Origin of the sequence: Paenibacillus mesotrionivorans (genome assembly GCF_046098205.1) — a bacterium.
Classification (GTDB): Bacteria; Bacillota; Bacilli; order Paenibacillales; family NBRC-103111; genus Paenibacillus_AR; species Paenibacillus_AR mesotrionivorans.
On record NZ_JBJURJ010000020.1, the window covers coordinates 61,531 to 76,825 of the forward strand.

At 54.5% G+C, this 15,295-nt stretch carries 12 protein-coding genes and 1 pseudogene; 7 read left to right on the forward strand and 6 right to left on the reverse strand.

Annotated features, from left to right (window positions below; translation table 11 throughout):
- The first annotated feature begins 9 nt into the window (after positions 1 to 9).
- On the forward strand, positions 10 to 1,260 hold the full coding sequence (locus ACI1P1_RS25280) for an efflux RND transporter periplasmic adaptor subunit (protein WP_416219270.1): 1,251 nt from the start codon (positions 10 to 12) through the stop codon (positions 1,258 to 1,260).
- Between the two features lie 24 nt (positions 1,261 to 1,284).
- Positions 1,285 to 3,009: a hypothetical protein gene (locus ACI1P1_RS25285; RefSeq protein ID WP_416219272.1), complete on the forward strand. Its 1,725-nt coding sequence runs from the start codon at positions 1,285 to 1,287 to the stop codon at positions 3,007 to 3,009.
- Positions 3,010 to 3,088: 79 nt separating this feature from the next.
- Here the strand turns inward: ACI1P1_RS25285 and ACI1P1_RS25290 are convergent, their stop codons facing one another.
- From ACI1P1_RS25290 to ACI1P1_RS25300, 3 genes are all read right to left on the reverse strand, one after another.
- Complete coding sequence (locus ACI1P1_RS25290) at positions 3,089 to 3,973, reverse strand: VOC family protein (RefSeq protein ID WP_416219273.1); 885 nt, start codon at positions 3,971 to 3,973, stop codon at positions 3,089 to 3,091.
- Positions 3,974 to 4,026: 53 nt separating this feature from the next.
- Positions 4,027 to 5,199 (reverse strand): PQQ-dependent sugar dehydrogenase, encoded by a 1,173-nt coding sequence (locus ACI1P1_RS25295; protein WP_416219274.1) that lies wholly within the window; start codon positions 5,197 to 5,199, stop codon positions 4,027 to 4,029.
- A 170-nt stretch (positions 5,200 to 5,369) separates the two neighbouring features.
- Complete coding sequence (locus ACI1P1_RS25300) at positions 5,370 to 6,164, reverse strand: helix-turn-helix domain-containing protein (RefSeq protein WP_416219275.1); 795 nt, start codon at positions 6,162 to 6,164, stop codon at positions 5,370 to 5,372.
- A 136-nt stretch (positions 6,165 to 6,300) separates the two neighbouring features.
- Between ACI1P1_RS25300 and ACI1P1_RS25305 the strand changes: the two genes are divergently transcribed.
- Together ACI1P1_RS25305 and ACI1P1_RS25310 are read left to right on the forward strand one after the other, a co-directional pair.
- Positions 6,301 to 7,062, forward strand: coding sequence for a sugar phosphate isomerase/epimerase family protein (locus tag ACI1P1_RS25305; RefSeq protein WP_416219276.1), 762 nt, complete (start codon positions 6,301 to 6,303; stop codon positions 7,060 to 7,062).
- A gap of 33 nt (positions 7,063 to 7,095) precedes the next feature.
- Positions 7,096 to 8,163, forward strand: a complete 1,068-nt coding sequence (locus tag ACI1P1_RS25310; RefSeq protein WP_416219277.1) for a Gfo/Idh/MocA family protein — start codon at positions 7,096 to 7,098, stop codon at positions 8,161 to 8,163.
- A gap of 74 nt (positions 8,164 to 8,237) precedes the next feature.
- On the opposite strand, the gene ACI1P1_RS25315 is transcribed toward ACI1P1_RS25310, so the two are convergent.
- The 3 genes from ACI1P1_RS25315 to ACI1P1_RS25325 form a co-directional block, all read right to left on the reverse strand.
- The gene (locus ACI1P1_RS25315; RefSeq protein WP_416219278.1) at positions 8,238 to 9,059 is read right to left on the reverse strand and encodes a CPBP family intramembrane glutamic endopeptidase; all 822 of its coding nucleotides are present in this window, start codon (positions 9,057 to 9,059) and stop codon (positions 8,238 to 8,240) included.
- Positions 9,007 to 9,582, reverse strand: coding sequence for a PadR family transcriptional regulator (locus ACI1P1_RS25320; RefSeq protein WP_416219279.1), 576 nt, complete (start codon positions 9,580 to 9,582; stop codon positions 9,007 to 9,009). Before ACI1P1_RS25320 ends, ACI1P1_RS25315 begins: the two co-directional genes overlap by 53 nt.
- A gap of 161 nt (positions 9,583 to 9,743) precedes the next feature.
- The gene (locus ACI1P1_RS25325; protein ID WP_416219280.1) at positions 9,744 to 11,708 is read right to left on the reverse strand and encodes an LTA synthase family protein; all 1,965 of its coding nucleotides are present in this window, start codon (positions 11,706 to 11,708) and stop codon (positions 9,744 to 9,746) included.
- A gap of 346 nt (positions 11,709 to 12,054) precedes the next feature.
- Between ACI1P1_RS25325 and ACI1P1_RS25330 the strand changes: the two genes are divergently transcribed.
- The 3 genes and pseudogenes from ACI1P1_RS25330 to cls all read left to right on the forward strand — a co-directional run bounded on the left by ACI1P1_RS25330 (position 12,055) and on the right by cls (position 15,263).
- Complete coding sequence (locus ACI1P1_RS25330; protein ID WP_416219281.1) at positions 12,055 to 12,366, forward strand: Dabb family protein; 312 nt, start codon at positions 12,055 to 12,057, stop codon at positions 12,364 to 12,366.
- Positions 12,367 to 12,768: 402 nt separating this feature from the next.
- Positions 12,769 to 13,665, forward strand: a pseudogene (gene rpoD, locus ACI1P1_RS25335) (RNA polymerase sigma factor RpoD); the annotation flags it as partial.
- 137 nt (positions 13,666 to 13,802) lie between these two features.
- Complete coding sequence (gene cls / locus ACI1P1_RS25340; RefSeq protein WP_416219282.1) at positions 13,803 to 15,263, forward strand: cardiolipin synthase; 1,461 nt, start codon at positions 13,803 to 13,805, stop codon at positions 15,261 to 15,263.
- The last annotated feature ends 32 nt before the right edge of the window (positions 15,264 to 15,295 follow it).

Here is a 15,295-nt window from a genome sequence, read left to right on the forward strand (position 1 = left end):
GAATAAACCATGAAACGGACAAAAACCAAGAAGTTGAAAGCCGGCTATCCTGTTGCCGGAGCCATGGTGCTTGCCGCGGCTCTTCTGGCGGGATGCTCCGCGGAGCCGGCACAGCAGCCTGCAGCTGCCGCCGAATCCCAAGTGAAAAGCGTGAAGGTGGCCCCTGTCGCGAAGAAATCCATCGGTGAGCCCCTGGAGCAGGTGGCGGATATCTCCGCCTCCGTCCAGATGAATATTGTGACGAAGGTAAACGGCGACGTGCTGGAGATTTTGAAGAAACGCGGAGACCGGGTGGAAAAGGGGGATGTCCTGTTCCGGATCGATCCCACCGACCTGGAGATTCAGAAGGAAAAGGCCCAGCTGTCCATCGCCAGCACCCAGGAGCAGATGTCCAAGGCGCGTCTGGATCTGGCGGACGGCAAGCAGGAACTGAAGGACGGCATCACCAAGATGGAGTCTGCCTTGAAGGATGCGGAGAAGGGCTACAACAAGCTGCGCAATGATTATGATCTGGGTCTGGTGCCCAAAATCCAGCTGGAGCAGGCGGAAACCCAATTAAACGGCCTCCGGTTGGATCTGGAAGGGATGAACCGCAAGCTTCAAAACCTGGAAAACTCCAACTCTCTTTCCCAACTGGAATATGGGCTTAAAACAGCCGACGTTTCCTTGCGTGAGCTGGACCGGGGCTTGAGCAATACGGATGTGAAGGCTACTGTCAGCGGTGTATTGACAGATCTTCCTGTACAAATAGGGATGACGTTGAGCCCGGGCATTCCGGCGGCTACTGTGCAGCAGCTGGATCCGGTGAAAATCCAGGCGGAGCTGACCGAGGAAGCGGCGGCGCTGGTGCGCGGCAAGCAGGAGCTTAGCTTTTATGTCCCCGGTACCGTTGACAAGGCCAAAGCAACGGTCAGCTACCTGGCCGATGTTATCGGCGCCCAAACCAAATCCTATTCCCTGGAGCTGACTGTGCCCAATCCGGATTTTAAGCTGAAGCCGGGCAGCAAGGCGCAGATTCTGCTGACAGAAGAACAGGATCAGGTCGTAGTGACGGTACCGACATTAAGCGTCGTCCGCGAAGGCGGGGATACCTATGTGTTCGTTATCAATGGAAATGCGGCAGAAAAGCGGAAAGTGGAGCTGGGACGCCTGCATGAAACGTATCAGGAGGTGCTCTCCGGCGTTAAGGAGGGCGACCAGCTGGTCATCTCCGGACAGAACCAGCTGAAGGACAAGGAAGCCGTACAGATCGTCAAGTAAAGGACAAAACAGGAGGAGAGCAACTTGAATAATAAATGGAAATTATCCCTTGCATCTGTGGCGTTATCCGTCTCGCTCTTGGGCCCCGGCATCGCCGTGTATGCAGCAGACGGCAGTGCAGTCCCTGTGCTTGCCGCAGCCGCCGGACCGTCCGTGAAGCTGACTGATCTTTTGGATGTGGAGCTGAAGAGTGTCCTGAACCAAAAAACAGAAACCGGCACCCGCCTGGGTGTGGTGGTCCGGTTGAAGAATACAGGGGCCGCGGTGACCCGTGTGCCGGATTATGAGGTTAGGGCCGAAACTGCCGACGGCATTCAATATACCCTGAAGGCCAGCGCCGCCAATGCCCGGTCTCTTCAGGCCAAGTCCAGCACGGAACTCAGCTATCTGGTCGAGCTGGACCGGATGGACGAGGTCACTGTGACGCAGGTGAATTGGACGGATGTGGATGTTTATGTCTATCCCAAGACGGAAACGGTAGTGGCCTCCATTCCGGTCCAGGCTGAGGTATGGCAGGGGGAGAGCAGCGTTATTGCCAAGCCGGAGGCGCTGAAGAAATGGTCGGATTCCTTCCGGATTCCGGGCCTCACCTCTCCTGTTCAATACACGCCTGTGTCCATCAGCAAGGAATCCACCGCCGCGGGAACGGTGTATGTGGTTCAACTCCTGGCGTCCAATCCGTCTGAACGGCGCGAGTCCATTCCCGCCTTCACCCTGGACGGGAAATCGGACAGCAAGGTCTTCAACGGCTCCCGGGTGGAGCAGGGGGCATTGACCCTGGAACCCGGCGCAGATAAGTACATCCATTACGCCATCCCGACGGAGCAGGATACCGTGCTGCAAAGCCTGAACCTGCTTACGCCGGAAACCTTCGCTGATGCGGGAGCGGTCGGAGTGAATGTAACCAGCTATGCCGTAGGCCGGCTTCACATTCTGCTTCCCGGTGAGGGAGAGGGTACCGCAGCCACTGCCTATTCGCTGGGTACATCCATTGTGTTTGATGCCAAAAGTCAGCTGGTCAATCCGGAGATGAAGGTTTCCGTGGAGGAGTTCTATATGCACTCCAATAAGGAAGAAGGCAATAAGGGAGTTACCGCCACCTTCAAGCTGACCAATACCTCCAAAAAACCCTTGGCCGTGCCTGCTTTTGCCGCAGATCTGGTTACCAAGGAAGGGTATGAATATGCAGGCAGCCGCCAAGCTATCCAAACGGCCACCGTGCTGCCCGGCTCCTCGGTGACCGTACGCTACGCCTTCACTGTGCCCGCTTCGGAAAAAGGCGAGAACCTTGTCCTGAAGGTGCAGGACGGAGTGACGGCCGCTCCTTACAAAACCGCCATCGCGGCGCTGTCGACAGGGCTGCAGAAGGCGGAAGACAATCAATGGAACCTGTATCCGTTTAATGTTAAGGTCAACCGTTGGACATTAAATTCGAATTACGGACCTGAAACTGGGTATGCCTATGTCTACAAATTAAAGCTTGACTTGTCTATCAACCGCGCTGAGGATATCCAATTGGACAACACCTTCCCGCGGATTCTGGTAGAGCAGTACGACTCTTTTGACCGGCTTGTTGGCAGCGGAAGCGCCACTCTCTATGGGCAGGGACGTCTCGTGAGCGGCGAGAACCTCATTACCCTGCAGGGTGCTTCAGATATGCTGGATATCCGGCATAAGATCCTGATTTATGAAGTGTTCACCACACCTAACGGAGAGGCCAAGCGGCTGCTGGGCCAATACAGACAATAATTCATTTCTTTTACCAAATAGAGAAGTCCGGCCACATCCACAGGATGATGGGCCGGACTTTTTTTGTTGCTATTGTCTATTATTCCCCCGACCAGGCCGCTTCAAGTGCCGCGAAATCGAATTTTTTCATGCCCAGGAACGCCTTCGTGACCCTTTTTACCTGTTCGGGCGAACCCTCCGCCATCATCCGGTCCAGCTGCTCCGGCACAATTTGCCAGGATACGCCGTACCGGTCCTTCAGCCATCCGCACTGCTCCGCCTCCGGAACAGCCGATAGCTTGTCCCAGTAATAATCGAGTTCCGTCTGGTCCTTGCACCGGACCATAAAGGAGAGGGCTTCATTAAAGCCAAAGTCGGCATCATAGCCATTGTCCATGGCGGTGAAGCTTTGGCCGCACAGGGTGAAGGAGGCGAAATTAATTTTGGCCCGCTCCATCCTGGCTTCACCTTCTCCGTACCGGCTAATGAAGCCGACGGTGGAATCGGGGAAGATCTCCGCATAGAAGCGGACGGCCTCCTCTGCCTGCCCGCAGACATCCCCGGAAAAAAGCAGATTGGGGGTAATGATCTGTTGGAGCTGTCCTCCGTCAACGAGCATGGGCTGCCAGCTCAGGCCGAACCGGTCCTGAATCCAGCCGTACCGGCGGCTGAAGGGATATTCCCCCAGGGGCATCAAGGCGCTGCCTCCTTCTGCCAGGACGTTCCACAGCACGTCCACCTCCTCTGCGGTTGCGCAGGCCACCATGAAGGAGATGGAGGGGTTCAAGCGGAAATATGGGCCTGCGCTAATGGCCTGAAAGGGCTGGCCGGCCAATTCAAAGCTGACCGATTCGGCATTGCCGGAAGGCGTATCCGCCAGGGTAGTGGCGGATGTAATGCCCGAGTTGGGCAATAATCCGGTGTACAGCTGCGCGGCCTCCTTGGCTTGTGTGTCAAACCAGAGATGGGGAATAATCTTGTGCATACAAATCCTCCCAACAGATCATTTATGGCTGTTCTAAGCCCTTGCCCTATTGGTTATTTCCAGGTGGGGTAAAGGGCGATCAGCTTGTCGTCGTTTTCCTTGGGGGACCCCCGGCCGTCACGATTGCCCACCAGAATGTAGAGGGTGCCGTCCGGAGCCTCGGCTACATTACGCAGGCGGCCCCACTCCTTCTGGTACAAGGAGCTGACAGAGGCGGATTGGCCGCTGCCCTCTGGCATCACCTGCAGGAGCTGTTGCCCGGACAAGGCTGCTACCAGCAGGCGGCCCTTCCAGGGGCCTTGGGTGATAAACGCCATGCCCGAGGGAGCCCAGGTTTCGCTGCCGCTATGAGTAAGAGGGGCCTTAAGCGAAATGCCGTCCCGTGTATCCGTTTCGTCCCCCTGGATCAAAGGCCATCCGTAGTTGGCGCCGGGGGTGATGATGTTTAATTCGTCATGGGCGCTTTGTCCATGCTCGGAGCTGAACAGGGCGCCGGTATCCGGCTGCCAGGCCAAACCCTGGGGATTCCGGTGTCCCCAGCTGTAAACCGGGGAGCCGGGAAACGGGTTATCCCCGGGAACGGAGCCATCCGGCGCAAGGCGGAGGATTTTGCCGGCCAGACTGTCCTTTTGCTGGGCCAGCTCCCGTTTGGCGGCATCGCCTGTGGTTATATACAAGAACCCGTCGGGCCCGAATTTCATCCGTCCGCCGTTATGGGTGCTGCTTCCGGGAATGTCGTCCATAAGGGTGGCTTCCACTTTGGCCGTTTCCTGCCCGATGGAGAGGCGGAGTATACGGTTTTTAACAGCATCGCCGTTCCGGTAGGTCTGATATACATAAGCGTTGCCATTCGCGGCAAAGTTGGGGTCCAACGCAAGCCCCAACAATCCGCCTTCGCCCAAGCCGGGGGAAGGCAGCTCCAGCAGGGGGGCCTCCCGGACCTTGCCGGCTTCAATGACGCGGAGAAAACCCGGCCGTTCCGTGAAGAAAATCCGCCCATCTGGCGCAAAAGCCAATTCCCATGGCAGCTGCAGGCCCTCCGCCAGCACCTGGGCCCGGTAAGGAAAATCATCGGCTTCGGGTGCACCAGTTCTCGCCGGAGCCGTGGAACTAGCGGGGGAGGATACACTGCCGGTTCCCGGTCCGGCTTCCTCCCGGACAGCACAGCTTGTCGTGAGCAGCATGAGGGCAGCGGTTCCAGCCGCTGTGAGCTTCCGCATCATCATCCGCCTCCAATCATTTTAACATGGTATTGGTAATCGTATCTTCATTCGGTTTTGTTCTTACCGGGGGCTCCCCCAAAAGTAATCGAAATCCGCTTCGAAGCATCTCGTCACTTTTGGGGGATTGTTTTGGGGGAATCATTAATATTACCCGCTTCCATCCATTCTGAAACCTACAGCGGATGCCGGTTCTGCTGCCGGTATTCGCTGGGAGAAATGCCGTAGCGCTTGCGGAACATCCGGCTGAAGTGGGTATAGCTGGTAAACCCGCAGGCGAAGGCCGCTTCCTCCAGGGTAACGTTATCGTAGAGAATATGCTCCCGGGCATGATTCAGCCGCATCAGAATGGCATAATCCATAACAGAGCAGCCGTAAGCCTCCTTAAACAGCTCCGACGCCCGGGAAATGCCCAAGCCGCCGTGAGAGGCAATCTGCTTCAGGGTCATGGGCTGGGCCGAATGGGCCTCCATGTAGCTTTTCATCCGGGCTGCCGCCCGTGGGATGGGATGAGAGGAGTAGGGGGAGAGACTGCGGCGGACAGACAGCAGCAGAAGCCGGCCCAGATAATCCTGGGTTTCCGCATCCTGGTCCCGCAGTCTGCGGAACTCATAAACCAGATTTTTGAAGAGGTTCAGGAACGGCTCATCCTGGCCCAATTGGAGCTTACGCTTAAAGTCACCTTCCAGCCAGTCGAGAGGTTCGTCCACCGTGCAGGACATATAATAATCCGCGCAGCGCACCGCCTTCTGTCCATCAGGCAGCCCGGTTTCCAGCATATAGCTGTCCCCCGGTGCGGCAACCATCAAATCGCCGGGGGCATATTCCTGCGCAACCCCATTCAGATGGATACGGCTTTTACCCTCCGCCTGGAAACGGAGCAAATAGTGGGGCAGAAGCCGCCGGGAGGAATAGGGTTTGGTGTGAATGGAATACCCGCAGGCTGTAACCGTACAAGGCGGCATTGGCATGGATAAGGCCCCTTCCTGTATAAATAATCGGAAGATATGACAACTAGGCGGAAGATCGTTTCTGTTCAGCGTACCGTGGTCTTTTTTATAATGATAAAGGAAAATGAAAACGGTCGCAATCATGGGGGGCTAGACAATGGAAAGCAAAACGGCTGTGCAGCTGTACACACTGCGGGAGGAATGCCAAGCGGATTTTCCTTATGTCCTGCGGGAATTGAAGCGGATGGGCTGGAGCGGCGTGCAGTTTGCCGGCTATCACGGCAGGGAGCCCGAGGAGCTGGCAGCTATTCTGAAGGAATTGAACCTGCAAACGGCGGGACTGCATGTGGGTTATATGCGGTTTGTGGAGGAGTTGGACACGCTGGCCCGCGAGGCGCGGATTCTGGGCACCAAGGATCTGGTTTGCCCCGCTATTCCGGCAGATTTGCGTACTCCTGAAGGATATATGGAGGTCCGCAGGGTCTTGAATGAAGCCGCCGCCCGGCTGAAGAGGGAGGGGATGCGGCTTAGCTACCATAACCATGCTTTCGAATTTGAGACCATGGTAGAGGGGCGTACGGCGCTGGAGTATCTCCTGGACCCGTCCCCCGATAATCTGGTGCTGGCGGAGCTGGATGTATATTGGGTGAAAAAGGGCGGGTATGATCCCGTGGCTTATTTGGCTCCCTACCAAAACCGGATGCCCATTATCCATCTGAAGGATATGACCCAAGACGAGGAGCAGACCTTTGCCGAAATCGGGGAGGGCTCTATCGATTTTAAGCCGATCCTGGGGTGGGGCGAGGCTAACCGGGTGGAATGGTATGTGGTAGAGCAGGACCACTGCAGCCGCTCCGCTATGGATTGTGTGGAAACCAGCTGGAGAAATCTGTCCCGGCTAATCAGGGAGCTTCATTAAAGATAGGCATTCCATAAAGGGGGAAGAACGATCATGGGCAAAAAGCTGAGGGTTGGCGTTGTGGGTACAGGCAATATCTTTGTGTCGGCGCATCTGGAGCCGTTGCTGCAGCATGCGGAGCTGGAGGTGGTGGCCCTTTGCGATATTAAGCAGGAGAAGGCGGAGCGGATCGCCGCAGAGCATCACATCCCGTTCGTGTATGCCGATTACCGGGAGATGCTGGCGGAGCAGGAGCTGGATATCGTAGACATCTGTACGCCCAACCTGCTCCATTCGGAGGTGGCAGTGGCAGCTCTGCAGGCAGGGGCGCATGTGTTCTGCGAAAAACCGGATGCGGTCAGTCCGGAGGAGGCCCAGCGGATGGCGGATGCCGCCGTGGAAGCGGGCAAACATCTCATGGTGATGCGAAACAACCGGTTTTCACCCCAAGCCCAGTTTTTGAAGCGGTATATTGAGGAAGGCCATGCAGGCGAGATTTATACCGGACGCTGCGGCTGGCTCCGCCGGAGAGGCATTCCGGGGAAGGGCGGCTGGTTTACAACCAAGGAGTTATCCGGCGGAGGGCCGCTGATTGACCTGGGGGTCCATTTTATTGACCTGGCTATTTGGCTGATGGGCAATCCCCGTCCCGTAGCCGTCAGTGGCGCCACGTATACTAAGTTTGCCAACAATGAGCTAACCGACTCCATTCACAGCAGTTTCGGGGAAAAACAGGAAAACGGTACCTTCGACGTGGAGGATCTGGCCACCGGCTTCATCCGCTTCGACAACGGTGCCACGCTTCAGCTTGAATTCAGCTGGGCCTCCAATGTGGGGGAGGAGATGAACTTCGTGGAGCTGCGCGGTACGAAGGCGGGAGCCAGCATCAAAAAAGGGGAGCTGGGCGTATTTACTGAAACAGCGGGCCAGCTGACAGATCTGGTGCCCGTATTCAAGGGTAATCAAGGCCATGGCAACCATGGGAAGCACCTGTATCATTTTGTCGACTGCATTCAGGGAAGGGCCACTCCCATCAACACCCCGGCCCAGGGGGTGGATATGATCAAGATATTGTCCGCCATCTACGAATCCGCCGCCGCAGGCAAGGAAATCCGGCTGTAGGCAGCGGCTCACCGTATAAGAAAAGCGCTGGTTTCCCTTGGTGAGGGAAGCAGCGCTTTTTGCGAGACATCGTTTTATGCGGCCGTGGCCGTAGTTGTAATTTCCTTATGCGGCTGCACGAGCAGCCAGATGCAGGAGACCAGCAGAGCGGCTACCACCAGACTGTCAAATAGCACGGAGGCCTGCTCCTTCACCAAAAATTGTGTAAAGTTGTGCAGGAAATGAAAGGCGATAAGCGGAAGCAGGGTTTTATGCCGGATATACAAAAGCGCCAGGGACAGACCCACCAGAAAGGCGTAAGCCAGCTGCAGCAGGGTGGCGGCCAAATCCTGTCCGCCCACCAGATTCAACAGATGGGTAAGGGAGAAGAGCAAGCTGGAGGTGAGAACGGCAACGCGGACGCCTTTTTGCAGCATCAAATTAAGGATCAGCCCGCGGTAGACGGTCTCCTCCACAAAACCCACCAGCAGGGCCAGACCCAGCAGTCCGATCCAATGCAGAGCCGATATCTCCCGGAAGCCGTTGGTCAATCCGTTGGTGATAACCAGGAGCACATCCGCTACCAGCGGCAGATAAAAGAGCAGCTCCTTACGCGGGATGGAGCCGAAGCTGCGGAAGCCGTAACGGGTGTACCGTTTGCCGGTCAGCAGATACAGGAGCAGCAGGATTGCGATGGGAACAAAAGCATATGGAACCGGGGAATGGCTGGTTTTTTCCGTAATGGTGAGGTAAGCTCCTGCGGCAAACAAGGACAAAAACAGGATCACCTCAATCAGCACTACAGCCAGTACCGGGTGTCTTCCGGTAAAGCCGGACAATCCGTGTTTGCTTGTTGGTTGGGCGTTATTCATCATGGTTCTCCTCCACAGCGGCATCTTGGTCCGCATTATATTCATTCTTTAGTTCCTTCTCCCGCAAGTCGCCCAGCCACCGCTCGGCCATCTCCAGATAGCGGAAGCCGTAGGTCAGCACCGACAGCCTGTAGCGGTAATCCTCCGGATTCTCCAGAGCTTCGGTTTCTTTATCCACGATCTGTTTGACTACGGCAAGCCGTCCCAGCTCCTCCCGCAATGATCCGTGAAAGGCAGCAAGCCGTTCCTTCCGCAAGGACTCCTCCAGATAATCGTAGAAAAAAAACTTTAGCAGATGCTCGTTGCGGTTGCGGGTCAGCGGCTCTCCCAGCCATTCCAGGAACTGTTTGCGGCCTGCAGTCTCCATAGTGTACAGCTTCTTGTTTTTCGTTCCGTCGGTCTCCACCAGTGAAATGGCTCCCTGCTCCGCAAGACGCTTCAAGGCAGGATAAAGGCTGCCATAGCTGGCTGTATAAAAAAAGCCGACGGATTGTTCGATGGTGCTTTTTAATCCGTAACCGGTCTGGGGACCTTCCATTAATATGCCGAGGATTACATTATCGATCATGTTTAGGCTCCTTCATATCAAGTCGATATATCGAGTTGATACTATTATTATCCGTACAGCATCATTTTGTCAACAAAAAATAAGCTACGGTTATCCATAAAAGAAAAAGCCGCCCCTTTAGAAGGGACAGCTTTGGTCTATGATTGCGGTATGCGGCAATTTTATTCCTCTTCCTTCACGGCGGCGGCAAGGGTATTGTAATTGGCCATAGGCTCCTTGGTCAAAAACGGCGCATCCACAAAACGGGACAGATAATTGTCACCGAACAGGATGTCATACTGCAGTAGCCGGTATTGCTCCACCAGTTCCTCGGAACCGGCAGGGACTGTGTGGGAGAGTGCTCCCGACGGGTCCACCGTCAGGTTGCGGATCAGACCGGGCACAGACCGGTACAGCTTGGAGCCTAGGGCGAATTGCCCCTCCGGCTTCATACCCAGTGTATCCAGCACATACGAGCCCATAAAAGAAGCGCTAATGGTGTTGACCTGCTGCTCCTCCGGTGCGGCAAAATTGGACCAGGTGACAAAGGGGATGCTGCGCAGGCTTTTGTACTCCGTGAGGCTCCAGTCTGCCGGCTTGCCAGATTGGACAAACCCCGCCTGGCGGTACAGGTCATACTCTAACCCCAGGGTGGGCAGATGGTCGCCGTAGAAGACAATATAGGTGGGTTCGTCGGACTGGGCAAAATGCTCCACCAGCCGCTTCAAGGCCTGGTCGGCATAATGGGCGCCTTGGGCGTAGGTTTCCAGCATATCGCGGGCTTCCTCTGTCAGGTCACCCTCCACCTTGAAGGTGTTGCCGGACGGATACCGGTTTTTATCTGTATAAGGGGCATGATTCTGCATGGTTACCGCATAAATAAATACCGGGTCATCACTTTGGTCGATCTCATGAATGATGCTGTCGGCGATTTCGTTGTCCGAAATATAAAGACCGTTGTATTCAGGGTTGATGAAGCCATCCTTGCTCTTAAAGCCTTCAAAACCCAGCTCCTTGTACACACCCTCCCGGTTCCAGAACCAGCCGTCGTAGGTATGGATGCCGAGACTCCGGTACCCTTTTGTTTCAAAATAACTGGCCAGACTGGGGACACTTCCGTTGACGTATTGCAGATACGGTACGGACCCGGCGGGCATAAAGGACATGGAAAGACCGGTCAGTACCTCAAATTCCACGTTGCTGGTGCCACCTCCGAATTGGGGAGACAGCATGGTGCCGGAGGGATAGCTTTGCTGCAGCTGATGAAGCGTCGGCACCGGGTCAGCGCTAAAGGACACATTGGAAAGTCGGGTTGGGTCCCAGAAGGCCTCGCTCATGATGAACACCACGTTGGGGCGTTTCTGCGGAGCCGCGGGTTCCTTGCCGTCCGTCTGATTGAAGGCGGGTATGGCCTCACCAAAAGTGTCGGCGGTTAAGCCCTGGGCCAGTGACGCCATCTTGTCCGCACTGTAGTCCTCCGGCTCGGGAACCTGGGCATTCTGTACATTCAGGGTAAAGGCCAGGAGCAAACCGTTGCTGTCATAATTAGCCTGCTGGCTCCAGATGGTATCATCCACTCCGGCCTTGGCCACCCTTTCCTTGGCCCAGGACACCTGGAGGCCGAAGGACAGCAGTACGGCCAGGGAAACAGCTCCCAGAATTCCGCGGCTGATCCATGAAACCATCAGCCGGCTTTTGAGCTTGCGGTGGAGGTAAATCAGACCACCTAACGCGGCCAGGATTACCGCCAGCTTGAGCAGATCCTGGGCACCTGTAAACAGAGGGCCTACGTCCATTCCTTCTTTATTCAGGATAATATCCCAAGGGAAGAAGGGTTCACCCACCAGCATGCTTTTGTAATAATTGATGAAGGCCATCACTGACAGCAGCACCGCCGCTGCGCCAACAGCTAAAAAGACCGATCCGATCAGGCTATAAAATAAAATCAGGGCGCTGCCGCTAATGAGGGCGTTTAAGGCATAAATGGAGGTGTTCCGGCGAATCCAGGCCAGGGTTTCCCACAGAGAGCCTCTGCTGATCCACTCGACTCCGATGCTGAGAAGACAAGAGGAAAGCAGAAGGGCGGTTCCGATAAATAATGACTTTGCCAGACGTTTCCTCCCAAGAGGTAAAGTTTGGCGGTTCATAAAGGGTTCGCTCCTTCCTCGTACATATGATTATTACCCCATGGTAACAAGGGGGTTTGAAATATTCATGAAGAAAAAGTAAAGAAATTCTTAATTTTTTGTGAAGATGTTTCGTTGGCCAGGGGCTGTCTTCAAACTCCGAGGGGAGCAGATTTTGGCGGATTTTTGTTCCAGGCAAGGCACTTTTGTGAAGGCGTACCGGGGGTACGTCAAGCGAAAGTAACGCAGCAAGGGACGAAAAGGCGATAAAAGATGCCCTCAAGGGAGTTTGAAGATAGACCCTAGCGTTAATACAGCCGGAAAATCGGGTAAGATAAGAGCATAGAGATATGAGGAGGAATGAATCATGGATCAAGAGGGGATTCGTCATGTGGTGCAGTTCCGGTTGAAGCACAAGCCGGACTCGGCTGAGGCGGAGGCGTTTCTGGAGGAGGGAAGGAAGTCGCTTTCGTCTATTCCTGTGGTGAAATTTTTTGAAGTTCTGCGCCAGATCAGCAGCAAGAACAAATTTGATTTCGCCTTCTCCATGGAATTCCTGACGCAGGCGGATTATGAGGCGTATGACCGCCATCCCGTCCATGTGCAGTTTGTGGAGGAATTTTGGAAGCGGGAAGTCGAGGATTTCCTTGAAACGGATTTGAAAATTTGGAAGGATTAAACCGCAACTCTTTTGTACAAGAGTGCGTCTAATGGATAACCTCCCAAAACAAAGAAAAACCTGAGGAGTGTCCTCAGGTTTTTTGGGCCGGGGTTGAAAAAGATTGTGGGCTATGTTACAATTATATTCTCATTCATCATTCGTTCGCATATCATTATTATCATAGCACTTATCGAAATGATTGTCAAGGAACGTTCTTGTGTCATTTCAAAAGCCGCATCATGGGATGTCCGCAGCAAGGGGTCGTAAATAGAACGGGAAGCCCACATTCCCACATGGAGGAAGTGCATGCCAATGGTGAACCACACGGATACAGGCCAGGAGCATATAGACAAAAAAGGCCTGATGGAGCTGGATTTATCAAGTCAAACACGGGATCTCTCCGCTTTGGAGCAGCTTGAGCCGGCCAAGCATGAGCTGGAGGAAGAGGAGTTTATCCCTCTTGATGAGGAACTGCTGCTGCCCGCCGATGTAAAAATTGATGATCCGGTGCGGCTTTATTTAAAGGAAATCGGCCGTGTGCCGCTTTTGAAAACCCAGCAGGAAATTGAACTGGCCAAACGCATTGAGCAAGGGGACGAGGAAGCGAAGAAACAGCTGGCGGAAGCCAATCTCCGGCTTGTGGTCAGCATTGCCCGCCGTTATATCGGCCGCGGCATGCTGTTCCTGGACCTGATCCAGGAAGGAAACCTCGGCCTGATTAAGGCCGTGGATAAATTCGACCATTCCATGGGCTTCAAATTTAGCACCTATGCTACATGGTGGATCAGACAGGCCATAACCAGGGCAATAGCCGACCAGGCCCGTACCATCCGGATTCCCGTGCACATGGTGGAAACGCTGAACAAGTTTGTCCGCGTATCCCGCCAGCTGCTTCAGGATTTGGGCAGGGAGCCTACGGAAGAGGAAATTGCCAAGGAGATGGGCGTCACTGTAGAGAAGATCCAGGAGATCAAAAAAATCGGCCAGGATCCGGTATCACTGGATACCCCTATCGGTGAGGAAAACGATTCCCTCCTGGGAGATTTTATAGAAGACAAGGACGCATTGGCTCCGGCGGATTCCGCTGCATTTAAGCTCCTGAAGGAGCAGCTGGAGGATGTGCTGGATACGCTGACGGAGAGGGAGGAGAACGTGCTCCGGCTTCGTTTCGGCTTGGACGACGGCAGAACCCGGACGCTGGAGGAAGTGGGACAGGTGTTCGGCGTCACCCGGGAGCGGATCCGGCAGATTGAAGCCAAGGCGCTCCGCAAGCTCCGCCACCCCAGCCGCAGCAAACGACTCAAGGATTTCCTGTAACCAACTGGCTTCTTTATACAAGCCGCGGGCATTACGCCTGCGGTTTTTTCGCTTCTGTCCGGAATACTTGTGCGGAGCCGGTAACCGGATATAATAAATACAACAAGGTTGTATCAAGCAGCAGGGACGGTGGATACGTGCAAGCATTGGCAGCGAATTTATTAGGACATTTATACGGCTTTATCACGATTTTGAATGTGCTTCTTGCCATTACCGTTATATTTTTGGAGCGGCGCAATGTGGGGGTGACCTGGGCATGGCTGATGATTCTTTTGTTCCTGCCTGTGGTGGGGTTTGTGCTGTACATGTTATTCGGGCAAAATCTCAGCAGGCGGAAGCTGTATAAGCTGGGGGCCCGGGAGCGGATGGTGATCCGCACCGTTGTGAATTCCCAATTGGAGGATCTGAAGGACAAGACGATCTTATTCCCCGATCCGGCTTCCGAAGAGTACCGGGATATGATTATTCTGAACCTGCAGGCCGGCCAAGCGCTGTATACCCAAGAAAACCAGGTGGAGATTTTCACCAACGGCATGGATAAATTTGAGGCCCTCTTCCAGGATATAAAAAATGCGAAAAAGCATATCCATCTGATCTATTATATTGTTCAGATGGACACCACCGGCAAAAAGCTGGTGGAGGCTTTGACGGAGAAGGCCAAGGAAGGGGTGGAGGTCCGGTTTTTGTATGACGACATCGGCTGCTCCCATATGAATGCCGATTTCTTCAAACCCTTGCGGGTGGCAGGCGGGCAGGCTGTGGCGTTTTTTCCATCGCGTTTTCCCTACCTGAACATCCGTGTAAATTACCGCAACCACCGGAAGCTGGCCATTATTGACGGTACGGTTGGATACATAGGCGGCTATAACGTCGGAGATGAGTATCTGGGGCTGGACCCCCGGTACGGCCACTGGCGAGATACCCATTTGAAGGTCAGAGGCAGCGCGGTGCTGATGATGAATTCCCAGTTTATGCTGGATTGGAATCTTTCCTCCGCCAACAAGGTGGTGCCGGATACCCGTTATCTGCCTGCGGCTCTGCCGGACAGTCAGGTGGGGATTCAAATTGTCTCCTCCGGCCCCAATGATTCCATGGAGCATATCCGCAATGCGTACATTAAGATGATTCATAAAGCCAAAACCAGCATTTGGATACAGACGCCCTATTTGATACCCGACGAAAGTCTGCTTAACGCTCTGCAATTGGCCGCTATGTCCGGTGTGGATGTGCGGATTATGATTCCCCGGACCCCCGACCACCGGATGGTCTATTGGGCCACGTATTCGTATTTGGGGAACCTGCTGCCCTATGGGGTCAAGTGCTTTTTGTACGGCAAGGGTTTCCTCCATGCCAAAACCATTACCGTGGACAGTGAGGTGTCCTCTGTCGGCACGGCGAATTTCGATATCCGCAGCTTCAAGCTGAACTTTGAGGTCAATGCCTTTGTCTACGACACGGAAGTCGGCAGACGGCTGGACGACATCTTCATGGAGGATCTGAAGGAATGCATTGAGCTGACCATGGAGATGTATGAGAAGCGGCCTGTGCACCACAAAATGAGGGAGTCCTTTGTGCGGCTGATGTCGCCTATTTTGTAGGGAGCCTGCTCCATTCATAACCTCAAAATTCG

Excerpts from the sequence above, each read along its gene's own strand:
- ACI1P1_RS25280 (WP_416219270.1), top strand. The coding sequence starts at position 10 with ATGAAACGGACAAAAACCAAGAAGTTGAAAGCCGGCTATCCTGTTGCC.
- ACI1P1_RS25290 (WP_416219273.1), bottom strand. The coding sequence starts at position 3,973 with ATGCACAAGATTATTCCCCATCTCTGGTTTGACACACAAGCCAAGGAG.
- ACI1P1_RS25295 (WP_416219274.1), bottom strand. The coding sequence starts at position 5,199 with ATGATGATGCGGAAGCTCACAGCGGCTGGAACCGCTGCCCTCATGCTG.
- ACI1P1_RS25300 (WP_416219275.1), bottom strand. The coding sequence starts at position 6,164 with ATGCCAATGCCGCCTTGTACGGTTACAGCCTGCGGGTATTCCATTCAC.
- ACI1P1_RS25305 (WP_416219276.1), top strand. The coding sequence starts at position 6,301 with ATGGAAAGCAAAACGGCTGTGCAGCTGTACACACTGCGGGAGGAATGC.
- ACI1P1_RS25310 (WP_416219277.1), top strand. The coding sequence starts at position 7,096 with ATGGGCAAAAAGCTGAGGGTTGGCGTTGTGGGTACAGGCAATATCTTT.
- ACI1P1_RS25315 (WP_416219278.1), bottom strand. The coding sequence starts at position 9,059 with ATGAATATAATGCGGACCAAGATGCCGCTGTGGAGGAGAACCATGATG.
- ACI1P1_RS25320 (WP_416219279.1), bottom strand. The coding sequence starts at position 9,582 with ATGATCGATAATGTAATCCTCGGCATATTAATGGAAGGTCCCCAGACC.
- ACI1P1_RS25325 (WP_416219280.1), bottom strand. The coding sequence starts at position 11,708 with ATGAACCGCCAAACTTTACCTCTTGGGAGGAAACGTCTGGCAAAGTCA.
- ACI1P1_RS25330 (WP_416219281.1), top strand. The coding sequence starts at position 12,055 with ATGGATCAAGAGGGGATTCGTCATGTGGTGCAGTTCCGGTTGAAGCAC.